General features: G+C 56.5%; 25 protein-coding genes and 1 tRNA gene. 14 read left to right on the forward strand and 12 right to left on the reverse strand.

Going from position 1 to position 23566, the window contains the following annotated elements; genetic code table 11:
• Positions 1-144: 144 nt before the first annotated feature.
• A complete protein-coding gene (gene dapD, locus H6973_15830; protein ID MCP5127056.1) occupies positions 145-963 on the forward strand; it encodes a 2,3,4,5-tetrahydropyridine-2,6-dicarboxylate N-succinyltransferase in 819 nt (272 codons plus the stop codon).
• Positions 964-1017: 54 nt separating this feature from the next.
• Here dapD and dapB read toward each other — a convergent pair whose 3' ends face one another.
• The 3 genes from dapB to H6973_15845 all read right to left on the reverse strand — a co-directional run bounded on the left by dapB (position 1018) and on the right by H6973_15845 (position 2468).
• Positions 1018-1821 carry a 4-hydroxy-tetrahydrodipicolinate reductase gene (gene dapB / locus H6973_15835; protein ID MCP5127057.1) on the reverse strand — a complete coding sequence of 268 codons (804 nt, stop codon included), beginning with the start codon at positions 1819-1821 and terminating at the stop codon, positions 1018-1020.
• A gap of 137 nt (positions 1822-1958) precedes the next feature.
• Positions 1959-2032, reverse strand: a tRNA-Gly gene (locus H6973_15840).
• 124 nt (positions 2033-2156) lie between these two features.
• Complete coding sequence (locus tag H6973_15845) at positions 2157-2468, reverse strand: H-NS histone family protein (protein ID MCP5127058.1); 312 nt, start codon at positions 2466-2468, stop codon at positions 2157-2159.
• Between the two features lie 201 nt (positions 2469-2669).
• Here H6973_15845 and trmB point away from each other — a divergent pair, with 201 nt between their 5' ends.
• Both trmB and H6973_15855 read left to right on the forward strand, forming a co-directional pair.
• Positions 2670-3398: a tRNA (guanosine(46)-N7)-methyltransferase TrmB gene (trmB, locus tag H6973_15850; protein ID MCP5127059.1), complete on the forward strand. Its 729-nt coding sequence runs from the start codon at positions 2670-2672 to the stop codon at positions 3396-3398.
• A 135-nt stretch (positions 3399-3533) separates the two neighbouring features.
• On the forward strand, positions 3534-4805 hold the full coding sequence (locus tag H6973_15855; GenBank protein ID MCP5127060.1) for a hypothetical protein: 1272 nt from the start codon (positions 3534-3536) through the stop codon (positions 4803-4805).
• Between the two features lie 133 nt (positions 4806-4938).
• Here the strand turns inward: H6973_15855 and H6973_15860 are convergent, their stop codons facing one another.
• Both H6973_15860 and H6973_15865 read right to left on the reverse strand, forming a co-directional pair.
• On the reverse strand, positions 4939-6225 hold the full coding sequence (locus H6973_15860; protein MCP5127061.1) for a citrate synthase: 1287 nt from the start codon (positions 6223-6225) through the stop codon (positions 4939-4941).
• Positions 6226-6267: 42 nt separating this feature from the next.
• The gene (locus H6973_15865) at positions 6268-6513 is read right to left on the reverse strand and encodes a type B 50S ribosomal protein L31 (protein ID MCP5127062.1); all 246 of its coding nucleotides are present in this window, start codon (positions 6511-6513) and stop codon (positions 6268-6270) included.
• Between the two features lie 190 nt (positions 6514-6703).
• Between H6973_15865 and rimO the strand changes: the two genes are divergently transcribed.
• The 7 genes from rimO to ubiB all read left to right on the forward strand — a co-directional run bounded on the left by rimO (position 6704) and on the right by ubiB (position 13674).
• Complete coding sequence (gene rimO / locus H6973_15870; GenBank protein MCP5127063.1) at positions 6704-8032, forward strand: 30S ribosomal protein S12 methylthiotransferase RimO; 1329 nt, start codon at positions 6704-6706, stop codon at positions 8030-8032.
• Positions 8033-8265: 233 nt separating this feature from the next.
• Positions 8266-8811 (forward strand): ATP-dependent protease subunit HslV, encoded by a 546-nt coding sequence (gene hslV, locus H6973_15875; protein ID MCP5127064.1) that lies wholly within the window; start codon positions 8266-8268, stop codon positions 8809-8811.
• A gap of 66 nt (positions 8812-8877) precedes the next feature.
• A complete protein-coding gene (gene hslU, locus H6973_15880; protein ID MCP5127065.1) occupies positions 8878-10212 on the forward strand; it encodes an ATP-dependent protease ATPase subunit HslU in 1335 nt (444 codons plus the stop codon).
• Positions 10213-10228: 16 nt separating this feature from the next.
• Positions 10229-10585 (forward strand): DUF971 domain-containing protein, encoded by a 357-nt coding sequence (locus tag H6973_15885; protein MCP5127066.1) that lies wholly within the window; start codon positions 10229-10231, stop codon positions 10583-10585.
• Between the two features lie 21 nt (positions 10586-10606).
• Positions 10607-11356: a bifunctional demethylmenaquinone methyltransferase/2-methoxy-6-polyprenyl-1,4-benzoquinol methylase UbiE gene (ubiE, locus tag H6973_15890; GenBank protein MCP5127067.1), complete on the forward strand. Its 750-nt coding sequence runs from the start codon at positions 10607-10609 to the stop codon at positions 11354-11356.
• Complete coding sequence (locus H6973_15895; GenBank protein MCP5127068.1) at positions 11356-11970, forward strand: SCP2 sterol-binding domain-containing protein; 615 nt, start codon at positions 11356-11358, stop codon at positions 11968-11970. The genes ubiE and H6973_15895 overlap by 1 nt, the downstream gene beginning before the upstream one ends.
• A gap of 30 nt (positions 11971-12000) precedes the next feature.
• A complete protein-coding gene (ubiB, locus tag H6973_15900) occupies positions 12001-13674 on the forward strand; it encodes a ubiquinone biosynthesis regulatory protein kinase UbiB (protein ID MCP5127069.1) in 1674 nt (557 codons plus the stop codon).
• A 42-nt stretch (positions 13675-13716) separates the two neighbouring features.
• On the opposite strand, the gene H6973_15905 is transcribed toward ubiB, so the two are convergent.
• The 5 genes from H6973_15905 to H6973_15925 form a co-directional block, all read right to left on the reverse strand.
• On the reverse strand, positions 13717-14721 hold the full coding sequence (locus tag H6973_15905; protein MCP5127070.1) for an NAD(P)-dependent glycerol-3-phosphate dehydrogenase: 1005 nt from the start codon (positions 14719-14721) through the stop codon (positions 13717-13719).
• Between the two features lie 109 nt (positions 14722-14830).
• A complete protein-coding gene (secB, locus tag H6973_15910) occupies positions 14831-15307 on the reverse strand; it encodes a protein-export chaperone SecB (GenBank protein MCP5127071.1) in 477 nt (158 codons plus the stop codon).
• 32 nt (positions 15308-15339) lie between these two features.
• Positions 15340-15771: a rhodanese-like domain-containing protein gene (locus tag H6973_15915; protein ID MCP5127072.1), complete on the reverse strand. Its 432-nt coding sequence runs from the start codon at positions 15769-15771 to the stop codon at positions 15340-15342.
• Between the two features lie 15 nt (positions 15772-15786).
• The gene (locus H6973_15920) at positions 15787-16020 is read right to left on the reverse strand and encodes a DUF2892 domain-containing protein (protein ID MCP5127073.1); all 234 of its coding nucleotides are present in this window, start codon (positions 16018-16020) and stop codon (positions 15787-15789) included.
• Between the two features lie 29 nt (positions 16021-16049).
• A complete protein-coding gene (locus H6973_15925) occupies positions 16050-16355 on the reverse strand; it encodes a winged helix-turn-helix transcriptional regulator (protein ID MCP5127074.1) in 306 nt (101 codons plus the stop codon).
• Positions 16356-16633: 278 nt separating this feature from the next.
• On the opposite strand from H6973_15925, the gene gpmA reads away from it, so the two are divergent.
• Positions 16634-17380, forward strand: coding sequence for a 2,3-diphosphoglycerate-dependent phosphoglycerate mutase (gpmA, locus tag H6973_15930; protein ID MCP5127075.1), 747 nt, complete (start codon positions 16634-16636; stop codon positions 17378-17380).
• A 124-nt stretch (positions 17381-17504) separates the two neighbouring features.
• On the opposite strand, the gene H6973_15935 is transcribed toward gpmA, so the two are convergent.
• The gene (locus tag H6973_15935; GenBank protein MCP5127076.1) at positions 17505-17777 is read right to left on the reverse strand and encodes an EAL domain-containing protein; all 273 of its coding nucleotides are present in this window, start codon (positions 17775-17777) and stop codon (positions 17505-17507) included.
• Here H6973_15935 and H6973_15940 point away from each other — a divergent pair.
• From H6973_15940 to H6973_15950, 3 genes are all read left to right on the forward strand, one after another.
• Positions 17764-18900: an FtsX-like permease family protein gene (locus H6973_15940; protein ID MCP5127077.1), complete on the forward strand. Its 1137-nt coding sequence runs from the start codon at positions 17764-17766 to the stop codon at positions 18898-18900. The genes H6973_15935 and H6973_15940 overlap by 14 nt on opposite strands.
• A gap of 221 nt (positions 18901-19121) precedes the next feature.
• On the forward strand, positions 19122-21092 hold the full coding sequence (locus tag H6973_15945; protein ID MCP5127078.1) for a TonB-dependent receptor: 1971 nt from the start codon (positions 19122-19124) through the stop codon (positions 21090-21092).
• A gap of 12 nt (positions 21093-21104) precedes the next feature.
• Complete coding sequence (locus H6973_15950) at positions 21105-21653, forward strand: YfiR family protein (GenBank protein MCP5127079.1); 549 nt, start codon at positions 21105-21107, stop codon at positions 21651-21653.
• A 3-nt stretch (positions 21654-21656) separates the two neighbouring features.
• Here the strand turns inward: H6973_15950 and H6973_15955 are convergent, their stop codons facing one another.
• Positions 21657-23546, reverse strand: a complete 1890-nt coding sequence (locus tag H6973_15955; protein ID MCP5127080.1) for an ATP-binding cassette domain-containing protein — start codon at positions 23544-23546, stop codon at positions 21657-21659.
• Positions 23547-23566 lie beyond the last annotated feature (20 nt).

The raw sequence follows: 23566 nt of genomic DNA on the forward strand, positions 1-23566 counted from the left end.
GGTATCAGGCATCAGGTATCAGGTTCAAAATAATCTGAAGCATGGAACCTAGAACCTGATACCTTTCTATTATGACGGTTTTTTGCGGCTGACCCAAACCTTGCATGAGCCGGAATGCCGCCCGCGCCTTGAGGATGTTGACTGATGACTGAATTACAACGGATTATCGAAAATGCTTTCGAGCGTCGTGCTGAATTGGACCCGGCGACCGCCCCAGCGGCGTTGCGTGAAGCAGTCGAGGAAACGCTCGGCTTGCTGGAAACCGGCCAAGCGCGGGTGGCGGAACTGCGTGACGGCGCCTGGATCGTCAATTCGTGGCTGAAGAAAGCAGTCTTGCTCAGCTTTCGTTTGAATGACAGTGTGATCATCCGCGACGGTTACACTAACTATTTTGACAAGGTCCCGCCCAAGTACGCTGAATACGGCGAAAATGACTTTTTGGCGGCGGGTGTCCGCGTAGTTCCGCCCGCCGCCGCCCGGCGCGGCTCCTACATCGCCTCCGGCGTCGTGCTGATGCCCTCCTACGTCAACATCGGCGCGTATGTGGACTCCGGAACCATGGTCGATACCTGGGCTACGGTCGGTTCCTGCGCGCAAATTGGCAGGAATGTCCACTTGTCTGGCGGCGTCGGCATTGGCGGGGTGCTGGAACCTCTGCAAGCCAGTCCCACGATTATCGAGGATGATTGTTTCATTGGCGCGCGTTCAGAAGTCGTTGAGGGTGTTATTGTGGAACGCGGCTCGGTGGTTTCAATGGGGGTTTATATCGGTCAGAGCACCCGGATTTACAACCGGCTGACCGGCGAGGTGAGCTATGGGCGCATTCCAGCCGGATCGGTCGTCGTCCCCGGCGCATTGCCCGCCGCTGATGGCAGTCATAGCCTGTACTGCGCGGTGATTATCAAGCAGGTGGATGAAAAAACCCGCTCCCGGGTGAGTATCAACGAATTGCTGCGGGATTAAGACGCGCTGAAATCGTGCGCGCTCCCAACTGCGCTCCCGCGAGCGCAGGAAGTTTCAGCGTAGCCCCAGCACATCCTGCATATCGAACAACCCCGAACCACGCCCCGCCAGCCAGGCGGCGGCGCGGACCGCCCCCTTAGCAAACGTCATCCGGCTGGAAGCGCGATGGGTGATTTCCAGACGCTCGCCCATGTCGGCAAACAGAACAGTATGCTCGCCGACGATGTCACCGGCGCGGACTGTGGCAAAACCGATCATGGAGCGGTCGCGCTCGCCAGTCACACCATGTCGTTCATAAACCGCGCATTCTTCCAGATGACGGCCTAGCGCTTTGGCGACGACCTGTCCCATCGCCAGGGCTGTACCGGAAGGCGCGTCCACTTTGTGCCGATGGTGGGCTTCGATAATTTCGATATCCACCTCATTCCCCAGCACTTGGGCCGCCATTTCCAGCAATTTAAAGCAGAGATTAACCCCAACGCTCATGTTAGGCGCGAATACAATAGGAATATCACTGGCCGCGTGGGTGATCACCGTTTTCTGTTCGGTTGAGAATCCGGTGGTGCCGATCACCATCGCTTTGCCTGCCGTGCGACAGAGTTCCAGATGGGCCAGTGTTGCCGCCGGTCGGGTGAAGTCGATCAATACATCGAATTGGTCGATGAACGGCGTTAAATCGGCGGTAACGGGGACATTGAGGGAACCAATGCCGGCCAGATCACCGGCGTCGTTGCCGATGAACGGGCTATCAGCCTGTTCCGAGGCGACCGTGCAGCGAACTTCTTCGGTCTGACGGCAGGCGTCGAGCAAGTGACGGCCCATACGTCCAGCAGCGCCAGCGATGGCAGTGTGAATCATGGCGGGAGTTCCTCATAGGGAAATCATTTGGAGATAGTAGGAGACGGGCCACGCCCCACATCCGCTTTATCGGGAATACCAGGAGGAGAGGCCGCAATAACAATAAAGGGTTACGCGCTAACGTAACCCTGATGTTCTGGAGCGGGTGATGGGAATCGAACCCACGCCATCAGCTTGGGAAGCTGAGGTTCTACCATTGAACTACACCCGCTGCATGATGTCTTACTATGCCCGTCTGAATCTACCTAGACTACATGGGGAAAATCCTAGCGCTAAAGCAGGCTCTTGGCAAGATTTGCGTGTCCCGAACGGACAGGAAATCAGGACAGGCGAAATCACTCGGGAATGCGGTAAGCTTCCGGATTAGGCGCATCTTTCAGCCAATTTGGCATTTTACCGCGCCCGGTCCAGGTTTGATCAGGGTCAGCTGGATTGCGATATTTGGGCCGGCCTTTCCGACGTCCGCTATAGTGCAACAACTCCTCTGGAGTCATCCCAAAACTCCTGGCTTCCTCGACCCATCGATGACGGGTTGCGTGGATTTCATCTACCTTTTTACGTTCGATTTCATCTTGCGCTCTCTTGATCAGAATATTCAGTTGATCGAGTGAAGAAGAATCAAGAATATCGTTAATCGTGTTACTCATGTTTTTTTGCGCACCGCTGTTAATCATTTAATTGCAGGGAAGGCTGGGATTCCAGCTACTTAATTATTATAGAGCATTTGTTTTTCTATCCGCAATCAATTTGCAGCCTTGTCAGTAAATTGATAAGTTGTGTTTTGATGATAGTTCTGATCAGGTATTGAAATACCCTTCATTTACACTCACTCAATCATTGAATGCGTTATGGCGTCGATTCCAGATGGTTTGAATGTCAACCGTGATTTGTCGCGGCCGATTCGCAGTTTTGTGCGCCGTGAAGGACGAATAACTTTAGCTCAGCAACGGGCGTTCACCAAATACTGGGGGCGATTTGGAGTCGAAACCGACACCCGGTTACTTGATCCAGAGCACTTATTTGGCCGCTCGGCGCCATGGGTTTTGGAGATTGGCTTTGGTAATGGAGAATCATTGGCCGCTATGGCAGTCGCACATCCAGAAGTGAATTATCTGGGGATCGAGGCGCATCGCCCCGGCGTCGGACATCTACTGCTCCGGGCAACCGAACTGCAATTAACGAATCTGCGGGTAATGTGCGCTGATGCTGCCGAGGCGCTGGAAAAACAGCTGCCGGATGAATGCCTCGAGCGCATTCAGATCTTCTTCCCCGATCCCTGGCCCAAGGCGCGCCACCATAAACGCCGGTTCATTCAACCAGGAAACGTTGCATTACTGGCGCGCAAGCTCAAACCTTTTGGGCAATTGCATCTGGCGACCGATTGGGAGGACTATGCCCTTTCGATGCTGGATATACTCAACGCGACTCCCGAACTGGTAAATACCGTGGACGGCAATGGGTTCACGCCACGCCCGTCTTGGCGACCGATGACCCGGTTCGAGCAACGTGGCTTAAGACTCGGGCACACCATTCGGGATCTACTATTTGTACGTGCGGCTCCAGGGATATTGAGATAGCACTAGCCGAATAACCTTCGGTGGACCACAATAGGGAAACTATGTTCCCTTGCGCGAACGTGGCGATGGGTTTGCGACTGCCGGAAACTCCGCGCGGCCCCACCCAAAAACTGAACATGGACCGAGGTTAATTGCATGTGCTTTCGACTTTTTTTGAAAAGTTTTTGCGTTTGGCGGTTGCAGTTCTGGATAGGAACGGTAGCGGCGTTATGGATAGCGTCCGATCCGGTGCTGGCCCAGGAAGGCGTTGTCTGGCCCGCGCCGGCCATTGCCGCCCGATCGGCGGTGCTCATGAACCCAACCACGGGGGAGATTCTGTTCGCCAAGGAACCTCGTTTGCGCCTGCCGCCCGCCAGCACCACCAAGGTCTTGACCGCACTGGTGGCGCTGGAGCGCCTCCATCCATTGGCGCGAGCGCCGGTGAGTCCCCAAGCCGCCAGCGCCCCGCCGAGCCGGATTGGTTTGCGCGCTGGCGAGGCGGTTCTCGTCCAGGATTTACTCTATGGGTTGATGCTCAAATCAGGCAATGACGCCGCCGAAACCCTGGCCGAGGCGGCGGGGGGGTCGATAGCCGGATTTGCGGAACTGATGAATCTCAGAGCCTGGCAAATCGGCGCGCGCGACAGCCATTTCATGAACCCACATGGTCTGCCCAATGATGATCATTATACGACGGCCTATGATCTGGCCCTGATTTTTCGCCAGGCGATGAGCCATCCTATGTTTGCTGACATCGTGCGCACCCGCAGCGCGGCCTTGAGGATCGAGTCCGGACGTGGCTTGTACAGTGATTGGCGTATGGTGCCGGTGCGTAATACCAATCGCTTACTGGCGACTTACGAGGGTGCGCGCGGCGGTAAAACCGGTTTTACTTTTAAAGCCCGGCGCTGCTTTGTCGGTGAGGTTGATCGTGGCGGTGTCCGTTTAATTGTCGCCATTCTGAATAGCCCCAACAGTGGCACGCTTTGGCAGGATGCGCGTACTTTGCTGGATTACGGTTTTGCCCGATATGGTTTGGCGCCGCCCCCGCCAGTGGAGCCAGAACCTACACCAGTGATGGTCAGGCGCGCTCCAGCGGCCCCGGTTGTGGCGCACGCGGCAGTAACCCGGGCCTTGACGGCCAGCAAGGGGAAGGGAGTGCGCATCGCATCCATCAAATTGGCTTCCCAACAGACCAGCAAGACCGCGAAGGCGAAGGCTAACGCCTCCAGCAAACCAGCCTCGATAGCAGTTAAAAAAACCTCGGCTGACAAATCAGGCAGCAAGACCGCCAGAATCGGTAAACTCGCATCTACGGCGATGGTTAAGGCGAATAGCAAGCAACCGCTGGCTAAAGCCAAGGTGGCTCGCGCTGAAAAGACTGTCGCTGCCAAGCCGCGTAAAACGATTAAAAAGCAGGGTGGTTAACAGCGATAAAAGCTGCGCTCATTTCAACTCCTCTCCTATAAGGAGAGGAGGGCTTTTATACAGATTTTGGCCCTGCTCTCGCGAACAGCCGATCAGGAAAAGCGGAGCATTAATCTGTCGTGCCGTAAAAAAGTTACGGGCGATTTTCCAGCACCACCACGTCGCGGCGGACAGGGCCAACATAGAGCTGGCGAGGCCGGCCAATCTTCATGTCGGATTCACTGATCATCTCGATCCAGTGGCTGATCCAGCCAGCGGCGCGGGCAATGGCGAACATCACCGTGAACATCTCGACTGGAATCTTCAATGCGCTGTAGATGATGCCGGAATAGAAATCGACGTTCGGATACAGCTTGCGCTCAATGAAATAATCGTCGCTGAGAGCGATCTCCTCCAGACGCATCGCCAGCTCCAGGCGTGGATCGTGACCGAAAGTATCCAACACTTGATGGCAGATCTCCTTAATAATCGTGGCGCGCGGGTCGAAGTTTTTATAGACCCGGTGGCCAAAGCCCATCAGACGAACGCCGGAACTCTTGTCTTTCACCTTGGCCATGAAGTTGTCGACGTTCTTGACATCGCCAATCTGATCCAGCATGCGGAGAACAGCCTCATTGGCGCCGCCATGCGCCGGTCCCCACAGACAGGCAATTCCAGCAGCGACCGCCGCATAAGGATTAGTACCCGAGGAGCCGGCCAACCGCACAGTGGAGGTAGAAGCATTCTGTTCGTGATCGGCGTGCAGCGTGAACAGTACGTCCAACGCCCGCTCGGCGAGCGGATTTACCTCATACCTTTTGCCGGGGAGGCTGAACATCATGTACAGCAGATTGCCGGTATAGCTCAGATCATCGCGGGGATAAATCGTCGGATCACCGATGCTGTGTTTATAGCAGGCGGCGGCAATGGTCGGCATTTTAGCAATCAGTCGCCGGGCGGTGACCATGCGATGTTCGTAATCGTGGATATTAAGCCGGTCGTGAAAGAAGGCGGATAACGAACTCACCACAGCCGTCATCATCGCCATGGGGTGAGCGTCATGGTTGAAGCCGTGGAAGAACCGGCGCAGGTTCTCGCGAATCCGGTTATGACGCGCAATGCTGGTTTCGAAGATTTGCTTCTTTTCCGGGTTGGGCAGTTCTCCATACAACAGCAGGTAACAAACTTCCAGGAAATTGCATTGTTTGGCCAGTTGTTCAATCGGGTAGCCGCGATACATCAGTTCGCCCTTGTCGCCATCCAGATAAGTGATGGCGCTTTGGCAACTGGCGGTGGACATAAAACCGGGGTCGTAGGTGAAATAACCGAACTCCTTGGCCAGTTTGCCAATATCGACTACGGACTGACCGTGCGTCGGACCCAGCACCGGCATCTGCACCGCTTTGCCAGTGATGTCATCCTTAAAGGTGATTGTTGTCATTCATAAACCTCCGGGGTGGGTGGCAAAAAGGTCAAAATCAAGTTACGACAACCCATACTTACGGCGGAAGCGATCCACCCGTCCGGCGGTGTCGACGATTTTCTGCTTGCCGGTGTAGAACGGGTGGGATTGACTGGATACCTCGACTTTAACCAGCGGATATTCCTTGCCGTCGGTCCACTGGATGGTTTCCTTGGCATGGATGGTGGATCGCGTAAGAAATGTGAAGTCCGTAGAGATGTCCTGGAATACGACTTCACGGTACTGGGGGTGGATGCCTTTCTTCATGACGGCTGAAATCCTGGAAATACGGTTGAATGGGCGATAGGTCGTCGCCAATGCGATGGGCGTACTGGCTGGACGTTTAAGCGGTATAATCTAGCGGTTTTCGGGGTTGATCCGCAAGTTGTGGTTGCGGTAGCGTGGATGGGCGACCTCGTGACCTGTCAACCAATCCTGAACCGTTGAAGACGCTTGCATGAATCGTGAACCGAGTATCGGCTTTGTCAGCCTGGGTTGTCCCAAAGCGCTGGTGGACTCCGAACAAATTCTGACCCGCTTGCGCGCCGAGGGTTACGGCATCGCGCCAACCTACGAAGAAGCCGATCTGGTGGTGGTCAATACCTGCGGCTTCATTGACGCAGCGGTGACCGAGTCGCTGGAGGCTATTGGCGAGGCGCTGGATGCGAACGGGCGGGTGATTGTCACCGGCTGTCTGGGAGCCAGGGATAATATGGTGCGCGATCTGCACCCCAGGGTGCTGGCGGTGACCGGCCCCCATGCCTGTGAAGCGGTGATGGACGCTATTCATGCTCATTTGCCCCGCCCGCATGACCCATTTCTCGATCTGTTGCCGCCGCAAGGCGTCAAGCTCACGCCCCGACACTACGCCTATCTGAAGATCGCCGAGGGTTGCAACCATCGTTGCGCGTTTTGCATCATTCCTCAATTGCGCGGCGATCTGGCCAGTCGCCCGATCGGCGAAGTGCTGCGAGAGGCCGAAACGCTGGCGCAGGCCGGAGTCAAGGAACTATTGATCGTTTCTCAGGATACCAGCGCCTACGGCGTTGATGTGCGCTACCGCACTGGCTTCTGGAACGGTCGGCCGCTAAAGACCCATTTGACGCCGCTGGCTGCCGCACTTGGCGAATTGGGCGTCTGGGTGCGCCTGCATTATGTCTATCCCTATCCGCATGTGGATGAATTGATTCCTCTGATGGCGGAGGGACGATTGTTGCCCTATCTGGATGTGCCGCTGCAACACGCCAGCCCGCCTATTCTGAAAGCGATGAAACGGCCCGCTAACAGCGGCGATACCCTGGAGCGCATCCGCCGCTGGCGGGCGATATGCCCTGATTTGACCCTGCGCAGCACGTTCATCGTTGGCTTTCCCGGCGAAACTGAGGACGATTTCGCGCAATTACTCGATTTTCTAAGCGAGGCGCAATTGGACCGGGTGGGGTGCTTCACCTATTCGCCGGTGGAAGGTGCGACCGCGAATGCCTTGCCCGATCCAGTGCCAGAGGAAGTTAAGCAGGAGCGGCAGGCCCGTCTGATGGAGCTTCAGGCGACGATCAGCGCCGAACGTCTACAGGGCCGCATCGGTCAAACGCTGACGGTGTTGGTAGATGCGATTGATGAGGAAGAGGGGATGGCCATTGCCCGCTCCACGGCCGATGCGCCGGAGATCGATGGCTTAGTCTATATCGAGGAAGGCGCGGCATTGCCCGTTGGCGAGTTCGCTCAAGTGCGCGTTGTAGATGCCGATGAGCATGATCTCTATGCTGATTTGCTAAATACCCATTGAACTTTTTTGGATAATCTTTATCCTAGAGGGTAAGCGTAAGCCCTTACGCCTGTCCGCTTCCCTCCCTGAGCGGGCTATATCCGGTTGAAGAGACTGGATACCTTATTCGCCCCGGTTCCATTCCCCCTTGTAACCGGGGCTTTTTTTTGGCTGGATGCGCTTGACGATTCCGCGACCGGCCCCATTATAACGATCAAGTTGTGTACAATCCCCGCAAGCAGTGAGGCAGAATGATGGAATCGGCATTACACGGCACTACGGTGCTGGCGGTGCGCCGCGAGGGTCGGGTGGTGATCGGCGGCGACGGACAAGTTACCTTGGGCAATACCGTGATGAAGGGCAACGCCCGCAAGGTGCGGCGGCTTTACCAGAACAAGATTATCGCTGGTTTCGCCGGCGGCACCGCGGATGCCTTCACGCTGTTCGAGCGCTTCGAGGGCAAGCTGGAAAAGCATGGCGGCAATTTGACTCGCGCCGCAGTGGAATTGGCCAAGGACTGGCGCACCGACCGGATGTTGCGCCGCCTGGAGGCATTGTTGATCGTCGCTGATCTCCAGACCACGTTAATGATTTCCGGCAATGGCGACGTGGTGGAGCCGGAACACGATCTCGCGGCGATTGGCTCAGGCGGCGCTTATGCCCAGGCCGCCGCACAAGCGATGCTGGAAAATACTTCGCTCGATGCGCGCACTATTGTCGAGCGCGCCTTGAAAATCGCGGCTGGCATCTGCATTTACACCAACGAGAATTTGACGTTTGAAGAACTGACGGGCGCATGAACCGGTGTTCACTGTCGGCGCGCTCGTTATCCTGTTTTCGCTTTACCCGTGGATGGTAGCCTCGCCATGTCGGAGATGACTCCCCGAGAAATTGCCCAGGAACTGGACAAACACATCATCGGTCAGGACGCCGCCAAGCGCGCCGTGGCCATTGCTCTGCGCAACCGCTGGCGGCGGATGCGGGTAGATCCGAGTCTGCGTAACGAAATTACGCCCAAGAATATTCTAATGATTGGCCCCACCGGCGTCGGCAAGACCGAGATCGCCCGCCGGCTGGCCAAACTGGCTAACGCGCCGTTCATCAAGGTTGAAGCCACCAAGTTCACCGAGGTTGGCTATGTCGGGCGCGATGTGGAATCCATTATTCGCGACCTGATGGATGGCGCGGTGAAGATGGTGCGCGAGGAAGAAATGCACAAGGTGCAAGATCGCGCCGAGGAAGCCGCTTATGAACGGGTGCTGGACACGCTGCTGCCGCGTCCGCGCAATGTCGGTTTCGCCAATGAGCCAGCCCCGCCGGATCATTCCAGCACCCGGCAGAAGATGCGCGACCGGCTGTTGAAAGGCGACCTGGATGACCGGGACATTGAGATCGAGATTGCCGTGCGCCCGGTCGGCGTCGAGATCATGGCCCCGCCCGGCATGGAAGAAATGACCAGCCAGTTACAGAGCCTGTTCCAAAATCTCAGCAATGGCCGCACCCGCACCCGCAAGCTCAGGGTCAAGGATGCCCTCAAGTTATTGCAGGAAGAGGAAGCCAGCAAGATGATCAATGAGGAGGAGCTGAAACTGCGGGCGTTGGCGGCGGTCGAGCAGAATGGCATCGTGTTCATCGATGAACTCGACAAGGTGGCTAAACGTGGTGAATATGGTGGCCCGGATGTCTCCCGCGAGGGTGTGCAGCGCGATCTGTTGCCCTTGGTGGAAGGTTGCACGGTGTCCACCAAGTACGGCATGGTGCGCACCGACCATATTTTGTTCATCGCTTCTGGGGCCTTTCATTTGGCTAAACCCTCGGATCTGATTCCTGAACTCCAGGGTCGCCTGCCGATTCGGGTGGAGCTGAATGCGCTGAGCACCGAAGATTTCGTGCGGATTCTGACCGAGCCGGATGCGTCGTTGACCGAGCAGTACAGCGCCTTGCTGGAAACCGAGGCAGTCAAACTGGAGTTCGCGCCGGACGGAGTACGGCGCATCGCCGAGGTGGCTTATCAGGTCAACGAGCGCACCGAGAACATTGGCGCGCGGCGCTTGCACACGGTGATGGAGCGGTTGCTGGAGGCGATTTCCTTCGAGGCGCCGGACCGTTCGGGCGAAAACCTGGCGGTGGACGCTGCTTATGTGGACGCTCATCTGGGCGAACTGATCAAGGATGAGGATTTAACGCGGTATATTCTGTGAGAAGTTTTATAAGCCCATGAGCATTCATCCGACTGAAATCAAGTTACACCAGACCTCGCGGATTCTGGAAGTCGCCTTCGAAGATGGCGCCCGTTTCCACTTGCCCTGTGAATATCTGCGCGTGTTTTCCCCATCCGCCGAGGTGCGCGGCCACGGTCCGGGTACTGAGACACTGATGACCGGCAAGGAGCAGGTCAATATCGCCGCCATCGAACCGGTTGGGCATTACGCCGTCAAGCTGGTATTTGATGACGGTCATAACACCGGTCTTTATTCCTGGAATGTGTTGTACGATCTTGGAGTGAACCAGGAGAGCCACTGGCAGGATTATCTACGCCGGTTGGCTGAAACCGGTTATGAGCGCCAAGCCTGATTTCTCTGTAAACGGTCAATCATGGAAAATCCTGAAACGACGCATTTTGGCTACCAGACAGTTGACGCCCGCGACAAGGCCCGCAAGGTGGCCGGTGTCTTCGATTCCGTCGCCAGCCGCTATGATTTGATGAATGACCTGATGTCGCTGGGCGTCCACCGCCTGTGGAAGCGCTTTGCGGTCGACCTGTGCGGCATTCGTCCCGGCAACCGGGTCTTAGACCTCGCCGGCGGCACCGGCGATCTGAGCAGTCGTCTGCTGCCGCTGGTGGGACCCAAAGGGCGAGTGGTGCTGTCGGACATCAACGCCAGCATGTTGGGGGAAGGCCGCAAGCGCCTAGTCGATGAGGGCGCGGTCGGTAACATTACCTATGTCCAGGCGGATGCCGAGCAATTGCCATTTCCCGACGGGACGTTTGATTGCGTAACCATCGGTTTTGGCTTGCGCAACGTGACCCGCAAGGAACGGGCGCTGGCGGCGATGCAGCGAGTGCTTAAACCAGGTGGACGGTTAGTTATCCTGGAATTTTCCCACCCAGTCGCCCCCGGTTTGAAGCCGGCTTATGACCTGTATTCATTCGCGATCCTGCCGGTTCTCGGCCAACTGGTCGCCGGCGATGCCGCCAGCTATCGTTACCTGGCCGAATCCATTCGCATGCACCCCGATCAGAATACGCTGTTGCGCATGATGGAAGAGGCCGGTTTCGAGCGCTGCCAGTACTTCAATCTGAGCGGCGGCATTGTGGCGGTGCATCGCGGGTATAAATTTTAATGGCGACCGCTGCTTTCATCGCCGCCGGTCTGGAAACCGCGCTCAATCGTTACCTGCGCCTTGATCCCGAGGTTTGGCCGCGCCTGGCGGAACTGGAGGGCGTAGTCATCGCCATTGAGCCGGAGGGACTCGGGATGGCACTGTATCTGTTGCCGGGTTCCCAGGGCATCCGGGTCGCTGATCACTGTGAAGGCGAGCCGACCGTGCGGATTCGCGGCGCATGGCCGGCGCTGATTCGGCAATGGCGCGGTCAGGCGGTGGGCGGGGAAATTTCCGTAGAAGGCGACAGCGCCGTGGGTCGGCAATTTCAGACCCTGCTGGCCCGGCTGGACATTGACTGGGAAGAACATCTTTCAAAAGTGGTCGGTGATGCACTGGCCCATCAACTGGGGACGCTCTGGCGCGGATTCCATGACTGGAGGCGACGCGCCGAGACGACCCTCCTGCAAGATGGCGGCGAATATCTGCAGCAGGAGTTACGGGCGCTGCCGCCGCGTCCGGCGGTCGAGTCCTTCCTAAGCGCTGTGGATGTGTTGCGCGAGGATGCGGACCGTCTGGAAGCGCGCATGGCCCGCTTGCGCCGGCAGCGGGCCGGCGACGATTCGACGGCTTAGCTCCTGTCCCGATCCATGCGCATCGGAGGCATGCTCGGTCCCGCGCAACTACTGCGATTGCTGCATATCAACCGGGTCCTGGTGCGGCATGGCCTGGACGATATTGTTCTGGCGACCCATCTGTTTCGACCGGTTGCCTTCCTGCGCCATCTATTGCCGTGGAACTGGATGCCGCGGCAGGAATTGCATTTAACGCGCGGCGAACGGATTCGGCTGACCCTGGAGGATCTGGGGCCGATCTTTGTCAAGTTCGGTCAAATGCTGTCCACCCGCCGTGACCTGCTCCCCGATGACATTGCCCTGGAACTGACCAAGTTGCAGGATCGGGTGCCGCCTTTTGCCGGCGACCAAGCACGGGCGATTGTCGAAAAGGCCTATCGGCAACCGCTGGAGGCGATTTTCACTGAATTCAATCTACAGCCGCTGGCGTCGGCGTCCATCGCCCAAGTGCATGCCGCACGGTTATTGAATGACCGTGAAGTTGTCGTCAAGGTATTGCGGCCCGGCATCGAGAAGATCATTCGCCGTGATGTCGAGCTGCTCTACATCATTGCCCGTCTTGCCCAGCGCTACTGGCGGGAAGGCCGTCGCCTGCGACCGCTGGAAGTAGTGAGCGAATACGAGAAAACCATTTTCGATGAACTGGATCTGGTGCGCGAAGCGGCCAACGCCAGCCAGTTGCGACATAACTTCAAGGATTCGCCGATTCTGTACATTCCCGAGGTGTTCTGGCCGGAAACCCGCCGCAACGTGCTGGTTATGGAGCGCATTCACGGCATTCCCGTCGGTAACATCGCCGAATTGCGGCGGCGAAGGGTGGATATGAAAAAGCTGTCCGAGCGGGGTGTAGTGGTGTTCTTCACCCAGGTCTTCCGCGACAGCTTTTTCCATGCCGACATGCATCCTGGCAATATTTTCGTGAACGCCGAGGATCCGAATGATCCTCGCTATATCGCCGTCGATTTTGGCATCATCGGCACCCTGAGTCCCACCGATCAGCATTATCTGGCGGAAAATTTTCTGGCGTTTTTTCACCGCGATTACCGGCGGGTGGCTGAGTTGCATATCGAATCCGGCTGGGTGCCGCCGGAGACCCGGGTGGATGAGTTTGAATCAGCGATTCGCACCGTATCGGAGCCCATTTTCGACCGGCCGCTCAAAGACATCTCCTTCGGCGGTTTCCTGTTAACCCTGTTCCAGACCGCCCGGCGCTTCAACATGGAAGTACAACCGCAATTGGTGCTGTTGCAGAAGACCCTGTTAAACATTGAAGGACTAGGCCGGCAACTTGATCCCGAACTGGATTTATGGAAAACCGCCAAACCGTTCCTGGAAAACTGGATGAAGAACCGGGTCGGGCCGTGGTCGGTGTTGAATCGCATTAAATACTACTTTCCGCGCTGGGCGGATCAGACGCCGGATTTACCCAATCTGGTTTATGGGATTCTCAAACAGGCGCATCACGGAGATTTAACCGTGCGCTTGCAGAAACAGGAGTTGGAACAATTGCGGCGCGATTTATACCGGGCCAACCGGCGCAATTTCCACGCTGCTGTCGGTGCGGCCCTGATTGTCAGCTCTGCGGTGGTGCTTGGATTCGACGCCCGCGACGGCGTTGAATTTTGGCGCGCGCCGTTGCTGAGCTGGGTGCTGGGCGGGATCGGGGTGGGGTTGTTGCTCAGCGCCTGGCCAAGAGAAGGGTAAGGGAATAAGCCTTTGATAAACGAGGGTTGATGGTTGACAGCCTTAGACCTCGGACTTCAAATCTCGCGCCAGTAAAATCTCCACGGCCTGGCGTGGATCCTGACCCTGATGCAGCACCTGATCTACTTGCTCGGTAATCGGCATTTCCACCGCATGTCGCCGGGCCAACCGTAAGGCTTCCCGCGCGGTCGCTGCGCCTTCCACCACTTGGCCGATCGCCGCGAATGCAGCCTCAGCCGTTTCGCCCCGACCAATCGCCAGTCCGAAACGGCGATTGCGGGACTGGTCATCGGTGCAAGTCAACACCAGATCGCCCACTCCGGCCAGTCCCATAAAGGTCTCACGCTGTCCCCCAACCGCCAGCCCCAGCCGGGTCATTTCCGCTAATCCACGGGTAATCAGCGCTGCCCGTGCGTTTGCGCCGAACCCCAGTCCATCGGCAATGCCTGTGGCGATGGCCAGCACATTCTTGACTGCGCCTCCCAACTCGACGCCAACGATGTCAGTGCTGGTATAGGCGCGCACATTGGAACCGTGTAGCAGCAGCGCTGCCCGGCGAGCATAATCCGCACTGTGCGCCGCAACCGTGACGGCGGTCGGCAGACCGCGGGCCACCTCACCGGCGAAACTGGGGCCGGAAATGACCGCCATGGGCCAGAATTCGCCCAATATTTCGGTGGCGACTTCGTGCAAAAACCGGCCGCTGCCCGGCTCCAGGCCCTTGGTGGCCCAAGCCAGACCGACGGTAGCCGGCAGCATCGAATGCAAATGTTGCAGCGTCACCCGATAAGCATGACTGGGCGTCGCTATCAGCACCCAATCAACCCCGGCAACCGCCGCCTCCAGATCAGCATCCATCTCCAATGTCGCCGGAAGGGGGATGCCGGGTAAATACCGGCGGTTTTCCCGTTCCTGGACAAGCGGCGCGACTTCTTGTGGATCATGGCCCCACAGACGGACAATGTGGCCATTGCGGGCTAGCAATAGCGCCAGCGCGGTTCCCCAGGAACCAACACCCAGCACCGTGATGGTTGTGGGGGAATTCATTCGATATCGGTCAGAAGCTGCACAAAAACTTCTTTAGCCTGGATGCAGGCCATCAGGCCAGAATCCAGGGTTCTCCTGGATTCTGCTACGCTCCATCCGGGCTACGCTCCTAATGCGGCGTCGAGGAGGCCGGAGCTTGCGCCGACGCCTGTTGCTGTTGCAAGCGCTGCATATAGAGCGCATCGAAGTTAATGGGATTCAGCAGCAGCGCTGGAAATCCGCCCTTACCGATCAGCGAGGCTAGTTCCTCGCGTGCGAAAGGAAACAAAATATTCGGGCAAAAGGCATGCAGCATGTGCCCTTTTTGCTGTTCGTCGAACCCCTTCAAAGTGAAGAGTCCCGCCTGCTTCACTTCAGCCAGATACGCGGTTCGTTCACCCAGCTTGGCGGTTACCGTCAAGGTCAGCACCGATTCGAAGAGGTCCTTGGTCAGTGGCGTAGCGCCAGTTTCCAGACGCACTTCGGTCTGCGGTTGCCACTGCTCGGTGAAGATCATGGGAGAATTCGGCGTCTCCAGCGATACATCCTTCAGATAAACTTTCTGGATTTCGAAATGTTGCTGCGGGGCTTGTTGTTCGTCGCTCATGCAAAATACCTTGTGGTGAGGGGTTTCAGGTTTCAGGCCTTCTTGCGGCTGATCGGCAGACTGGCGTCCTGCCAGGCATTCAGACCGCCGCTCAGACTGTGTACATGGGTGATTCCGTTTTTCTTGAGCAAGGCGCAGGCGGATTGCGCGGCGGCGCCACTGCGGCAATAGACGATCACCGGTTTATCGCCTGCCTTGACCAACTCGCTGATCCGGTCTTTGAGCATTGCTGACGGAATATGCCGGGCCTGCGGAATGTGGCCGCCCTTGTACTCCCCGGCGTCACGAATATCCACGACCCAGGCATCCTGGTCGTTAATCAGCCGCAGCGCTTCGTTCGGGTTGACAGTGGTAATTCCACGCACCCGGTGCAGAATCTCGGCGCCCATCAACATCCCTAAAATAGCGAATGCTGCCGCAAACAGCAGCCAATTCTGCAAGGCAAACTCAGTAAAATCACTCATATCAAGTCAACTTTCTCAACGCATCGCGCAACCTGCCGGGTCACCGGCGCTCTTAACGCCCAGCTTCCAGAGGATCAGTTCCGCCGGGCAAAATCGGGTAAAACCGCTTTGAAACAGGTTCAGCCCGACAAAAGCGGTAAACCACAGCCAATAGCTGCTGTGATAAAACGGACTGGCCGATGCGCCCAGTAACAAAGAAATCAGGACGAAAGCGCCCGCCATGATTCGAATGATTCGTTCGCTATTCATGAAAAACCTCGATTGAATTGCGTGGCAATCTACAAATTTCGCGTGCAAAACACATCACGCATCATCTCGATCAACCGCAGCGTCCGGGCGTCTCCTACCCGATAATAAACCCGGTTGGCGTCCTTACGACAAGCCAGAATGCCCTTATCGCGCAGAATCGCCAAATGCTGGGAGATATTGCTTTGAGAAGTACCGACCTGTTCGACGATGTCCTGGACGCTGAATTCCCGATCACTCAGCGTACACAGAATTTTGAGACGCAGCGGATGGGACATCGCCTTCATTGAGCGAGAGGCTCTTTCGATGTCATCATCGCGGGCAATCAGACTGTTCATCGGGAGATTACCCGCGTTGGCATGGCCCTACCTCAGACTGACCTAATCTCATTACGCGCCATAAAGCGGGTTATTTTCCAGAAATTTGATAAATTAGCATAACCGAATATAGCGATATTGAGAAGCGCCCGCCCATGTCGCCTACATATTCTTCCCAGGAGGCGACTGGCGAAATCGCCGGTCTGGAGGTATGATCGTTCAGCGAAAGGCTAGGAAGATTGCAGCATTAAAAACTTAAAACCCTAATACTTCAGCATTCCCACATCAGGAGGCATTGCATGTACAAACTTGTGCTCATCCGCCACGGTGAAAGCCAGTGGAACATGGAAAACCGTTTCACCGGCTGGGTGGACGTTGATCTGTCTGACAAGGGCCGCGAGGAAGCGAAAAAAGCAGGCCAGACTTTGAAAAAAGAAGGTTATATCTTCGATGTCGCCCACACCTCCGTACTCAAACGCGCTATTCATACGCTGTGGACGGTACTGGATGAACTGGATCAGGCATGGATTCCCGTACATCGGAGCTGGCGGCTCAACGAACGGCACTACGGCGCCCTGGCTGGCCTAAACAAATCGGAAACAGCGGCTAAACACGGCGAAGAACAAGTCAAAATCTGGAGGCGCAGCTTTGACATCCCGCCCCCAGCGCTGGAAGCGAGCGACCCGCTGCACCCAAGCAATGATCCACGTTACGCCGCGCTCGACCCGCGTGTGCTGCCCGGCACCGAAAGCCTCAAGCTCACTATCGACCGGGTGCTGCCCTACTGGCATGATGTCCTGGTGCCGACCATCCGTTCTGGCAAGCGGGTCGTGATCGCCGCGCACGGCAACAGCCTGCGGGCTCTGATCAAGTATCTGGACGACCTGTCAGACGAAGCCATCGTCGCGCTGAACGTCCCGACCGCTGTGCCGCTGGTCTATGAGTTGGACGCCAACATGCGACCCATCAAGAATTACTACCTCGCCGATCCCGAAGAGCTGAAGAAACTGATGGACGCCGTCGCCAACCAGGGCAAAGCGAAGTAAGCGGCTGTACAAAAATCAGCTTATTGGTTGCAGGAATCCTGCTTGCGGGCGATAACTTCAAAATCGCCCGCAAGTGGGTTCCTAAAGCAACAAACCTCTTGATAAAGTCTTGAGTGGGTTCCACTCATCTGTTCCGCAACATTTCAGCCATTTCACTCGCCGGCAATAGCTGACTGAACAGATGACCCTGATAGGCATAACACCCCTCGGCGCGCAGAAAATCCAGTTGCCCCGGCTTGTCTACTCCCTCGGCCAGGGTCTTCAATCCCAGGTTGCCCGCCAACGAAATGATAGCAGCGCAGATCGCGGCATCCTCGCTATTCACATCGCATTCGATGACGAGGTACTGGAGTGATGGTTCAGTCTCATGAGATTCCTGGAACATGAGTGTCGTCATTGAACGCCAGAAATACCTGATTGATTACACTCTAGCAGCCCTGCTGCGGCGCAAGACCCGTAATCTGGGCTTGCTGCTGGTGTATACCCTGCTGGTTTTTCTATTCAGTTCGGTGCTGCTGCTCAGTCAGGGCCTACGGCGAGAAGCCGCCTTGTTACTGCAAGACGCCCCGGAAGTCATGGTGCAAAAACTTGTTGCCGGTCGTCATGATCTCCTACCGGAAAGCTGGCTGGAACCGTTGCGCCGCGTTCGCGGAGTGGGTTCTGTACAAGGCCGCTTATGGGGCTATTACTACGATCCCGCAGTCAAAGCCAATTACACGCTGATGGTCGCACCAAGGCGGGAACTGGCGGCGAATGAAATCCTGATTGGCGCGGCGCTGGCGCGCATTCGCCAAATTGGGGTTGGCGATTATCTCAGCCTGCGTGCCGCATCGGGTCAGGCACTGCCCCTGAAAATCACCGGGGTGCTGGACTCGGTCTCAGAGCTGCTTAGCGCTGATTTGCTGCTGCTATCCGAAACCGCATACCGGCAACTGTTTCAACTTCCTCCCGACGTTTTCACCGATGCCGTGCTGACCGTGCGTAATCCCCGGGAAGCGCCTACCGTCGCACGCAAGATTGCCCTGGCTTTTCCAGAAAGCCGGCCCCTATTGCGTTCGGAAATCCTGCGCACTTACGATGCCGTATTCAACTGGCGCGAGGGCATGGTCTTTGTCGCACTGAGTTCTTTACTGCTGGCGTTCATGATTCTGGCCTGGGATAAGGCCGCTGGCCTGAGCGCTGAGGAAAAGCGTGAGATTGGCATTCTTAAAGCGATTGGCTGGGAAACCGGCGATATCCTAACCATGAAACTTTGGGAAGGAACGCTGCTCTCGCTCACCGCCTTTCTCGCCGGCTATGCCTTGGCGTACTGGCAGGTTTTCCACGGCGGCGCTCGCCTGTTCGCGCCGGTGTTGAAAGGCTGGGCGGTGTTGTATCCCGAATTTCAATTAACGCCGGCAGTGGATCTGCAACAGTTATTGGTATTGCTGGCGATGACGGTGCTGCCCTACATGGTGGCGACATTGATTCCGGGGTGGCGAGCAGCAATCAGCGACCCAGATGCGGTCATGCGCGGCTGAGTCAAGTGGTAAAAAAATACGCTAGAAGTATTTGCAAAATTACGTTAGAGATGTACTTTATCACTACACATTGTGTTTTCAGTGTAAGGAACCTGCATAATGTGTAATTTTACAAAGGCTCACTATACTGACAGCATAACCATTACATACCGTCACCCAGAATTTAAAAATCATCTATGATAATGAAAAATATAATCTATAATTCCGTTTTAGTTTTTTGTATGCTTGGAACAATAACCGTTGCATTACATGCCCAAGTTGCGCCTGATCCCCAGATTATTGAGCAACTACTGGAATTGGATCTGGACCAATTGCTGGACCTGGATGTGACCTCCGCTGCCCGTAAACCACAAAAACTGGCTGAAACCGCCTCAGCGGTCTACATCATTACCCAAGATGATATCCGCCGTTCTGGCGTCATCAATATTCCCGAAGCCCTGCGCCTGGCCCCAGGCGTTCAAGTCGCGCGCATCGGCGCTGATAAATGGGCCATCACCATTCGCGGTTTTAATGGCCGCTTCTCCAACAAGCTGTTGGTGCTCATGGATGGTCGCTCGGTTTACGATCCGCTGTACTCGGGCGTATTCTGGAACGCGCAGGACTATGTGCTGGAAGATATCGAGCGTATCGAAATCGTACGTGGGCCTGGCGCGGCGCTGTGGGGCGCCAATGCCGTCAACGGAGTGATCAACATCATCACGAAACCGGCGGAACAGACCCAGGGGATGTTGGTCACCACCTACGCTGGAACTGAAGACCGCGGCGGACTGGCGGCGCGTTACGGCGGGCGCTGGGGTGAAGATACCGCTTATCGAGTGTATGCCAAAGGATTCGAACGCGAGGCCAGCACCACCCTTACTGGCCAGGACGCCAACGATGCATGGCGATCGGGGCAGGTTGGCTTTCGCGTGGACAGTCGCTTGAGCGCCGAGGAACAATTCACCGTGCAAGGCGATATGCACTGGGATGTGGCCGGTGACCTCGCTGCGCTTTACCGTCTGTCGCCACCCTACGGTTTTCAGCTCCATGACGATTGGACGATGCGGGAATATAACCTTTTAACCCGTTATCGGCGTCGCACTGGAACGACCGATAATACCTTGCAGCTTTACTACAGCGACTCATTCAAGGGCACCGATGCCGATGTCAAATTCGATGTTCGCACCTTTGACTTAGACTGGCAACAGCAACTGCTGTCGACCGGGCGGCATGACTGGCTATGGGGACTCGGTTACCGGTGGTTGCAGCACTCCTATAACGGCGAACCCTATGCGATGTTGCAACCCGAAAAGACGGATTGGCAACTGTTTAGCGGCTTCGCACAGGATGAAATTGAGCTGACGCCGCAATGGTTTTTAACGCTAGGCGCCAAGCTGGAGCATAACGACACAACCGGCTGGGAATTCCAGCCCAGCGCCCGTCTGCTCTGGAGCCTAGCGCCGACCGAAAGCCTGTGGGCGGCGACTTCACGAGCGGTGCGCACCCCGTCGCGCGCCGAAATGGGCATCATCGCCAATTACCAGGTATTCCCGCCGCTCTCCCCCGGTAATCCCGGCGAACTGCCCATGCAAGTTCGGTTTTTTGGCGACCCGGCCATTGAAAGCGAGACGGTGATCGCCTACGAAGCCGGCTGGCGACGGCAATGGGATAACCAACTCTCTACCGATCTGGCGCTGTTCTGGAACGATTATGACCAACTGCGCTCGGTGACGCCAGGCGCGCCCTTTCTAGAATTTGCACCGATACCGCATCTGGTCTTGCCGTTCACCTTGAACAACACTCTGAGCGGCCACACTTATGGCCTAGAAATGGCTGTTGACTGGCGTCCCCATAAAAACTGGCGCTTACAGGGCAGTTACAGCTATTTGCGGATGAGCATTGACGATTCGGGCAGCACTGAAGGCAGCAGCCCGCGCCACCAATTTTCGCTGTTATCATCGCTGACACTGTCCCCGCGAGCGGAACTGAGCACCTGGTTGCGCCTGGTTGACGAACTGCCGGCGTTAGGCATCCCTGCGTATACCAGTTTGGATGCGCGGCTGGCCTGGTCGCCGCTTCCCGATCTGACTTTTTCCTTGGTCGGTCAAAATCTATTGGATGATCGACACCCCGAGTTTAACGCCGATGCTGAGGGACAAGTGCTTGGCGAGATCGAGCGTAATATTTACCTCAAAGCCCTCTGGCGATTTTGAGAGGGCGCACGCATGACAGTCCACTCCCTGTTCTCCGCACGCTTTCTTCATCGATGTAGCGGCTTGTTTGCCGGTTACCTGTTTATTTCTGCAATTTCCGCTCAGGTTCGGGAACCGACCGAGTTCGAATTGAAAGCAGCGCTGCTTTACAACTTTGCCCTGTTCACCGAATGGCCGACGCGCTCAGAGAGCATCTTTAATCTGTGTTTGTATGGCCAGGATCCCTTTGGCGTCGCTATCCAGGTATTGACGCAAAAATCCATACGAGATCGCCCGATTCGCGTTCAGCATCTAAATCAATTGACCGATATCGATACTTGTCATCTCCTTTATATTCACTCATTAGAATCTTCACAATTTAATCAGTTACTAATGCTGATTCAGGGAAAACCAGTTCTCACCGTGACCGATATTCCAATGCATCATAATCATAGCGGCATTATTAATCTGGAAGTGGAGCAAAAGAAAATCCGGTTTGACATTGACTTACTGGCCGCCAACCGCGCTGGTTTGTCACTCAGCTCCAAACTGTTGCGTCTGGCGCGCCGGGTTCATCAATAACTGCTAGGTTTCTTCCAGATCGGCCCAGCGTTCATACGCCGCATCCAGCTCCGCCTCCAGCGCCCGCAACTCCTCCAACCGCTGGGTTACGGCTTCCGGGATTTGCTTGTAAAACGCCGGATCGGCAGCTAATGTCTGCAATTCCTGCTGGCGTTGTTCCAACTTTTCGATGCGCGCAGGCAATTGTTCCAGCTCCCGACGCGCGTTATAACTGAGTTTGCCCAGACGGGCCGGTTTCGGCGTGGACGGCGGCGCAGGTTGGGCCGGTTTGACCGACCGGGCGGGCGGCGGCGCCGGGATGGGTCGCTGGCGCAACCAGTCGCTGTAACCGCCGACATATTCGCGCACGACCCCGTTGCTTTCGAACACCAGGCAGCTTGTAACCACGTTATCCAGAAACGCCCGGTCATGGCTGACCAGCAACAGCGTGCCACTGTAATCCAGCAGCAACTCTTCCAACAATTCCAGCGTTTCCAGATCCAGATCGTTGGTAGGTTCATCCATAACCAGCAGATTGGCCGGCTGACTGAACAGTCGCGCCAGCAACAGGCGATTACGCTCGCCGCCGGACAAGGATTTGACCGGTGAACGCGCACGTTGGGCCGTGAACAGGAAATCGCCGAGATAGCCGATCACATGCCGCTCACGCCCGTTGATCGTCACGGTTTCCCGACCTTCGGCAACGATATCCAGCACCGTCTGTTCGGGATCGAGGCGTTCGCGCAGCTGGTCAAACCAGGCGATTTCCAGTTTAGTCCCTAGCCGAACCTGCCCGTTATCCGGCGTCAACCGTCCCAATAGCAGGTTCAGCAGCGTGGTTTTGCCGGAACCATTCGGACCGATCAGACCAATGCGATCGCCACGCATGATCTGCACCGAAAAATCACGAATCAGCGGCGTCGCCTGCCAGGCATAGCAAAGGTTTTTCGCTTCGATCACCAATTTGCCGGAGGTCTCTGCCTGTTCCAATTCGAAGCGGGCTTTACCGGTGCGCTCACGACGGTGAAGGCGTTCCTCGCGCAGAGCCAGCAACGCCCGCACCCGGCCTTCATTACGAGTTCGCCGCGCCTTGATGCCCTGACGAATCCAGGCTTCTTCCTGAGCCAGATTCTTGTCGAATTTGGCGTTATGCCGGGTCTCGACGTCCAGCAGCACCGCTTTTTTCTCCAGAAACGCTGCATAGTCGCCCGGCCAGGAAGTCAGCGCACCGCGATCCAGTTCCAGCAGCCGGGTCGCTAGCCGTTGCAACAGCGCGCGGTCGTGGGTGACAAAAAGCAAACCGCCGCGAAATTCCAGCAACTCTTCCTCCAGCCACTGAATGGTTTCCAGATCGAGATGGTTAGTGGGTTCATCCAGCAGTAAAATTTCGGGTTCGCTGACCAGCGCCCGCCCCAGCAGCACCCGGCGTCGCCAGCCGCCGGACAATTCCGCTAGAGGCGTATCCGCCGGCAATTGCAAACGAGTGATTACGGTTTCCACTCGCTGCTGCCAACGCCAGCCATCGCGTGCTTCTAGTTCATGTTGCAGGCGCTCCACGCGCTGCAACTGTTCTGATGTGGTCTCATGCGCCAGGCGCACCGCCGCCTCGTGATATTCAGCCAACATCTCACCCAACCCTACCAAACCACTGGCGACGACTTCAAAGGTGGTAGCCGTGGTATCTGCCGGCAATTCCTGCGCCAGAGTGGCGATCTGCAGACCCGGCTGACGCCAGAGATCGCCAGTGTCAGGTTGCAAGTTACCGGTCAACAAGCGTAACAGGGTCGTCTTGCCTGCGCCATTGCGGCCGATCAGGCAGATGCGCTCGCCCGCATCCAGTTGGAAACTGACGTCATCCAGCAGTTTTTCAGCGCCGAAAGCGATGGAAAGATGATCGATGCTTAACAGAGACATGAATGGATGGAAAAATAAAC

The organism is Gammaproteobacteria bacterium (assembly GCA_024235095.1).
In the GTDB taxonomy this organism is placed as follows: domain Bacteria; phylum Pseudomonadota; class Gammaproteobacteria; order Competibacterales; family Competibacteraceae; genus UBA2383.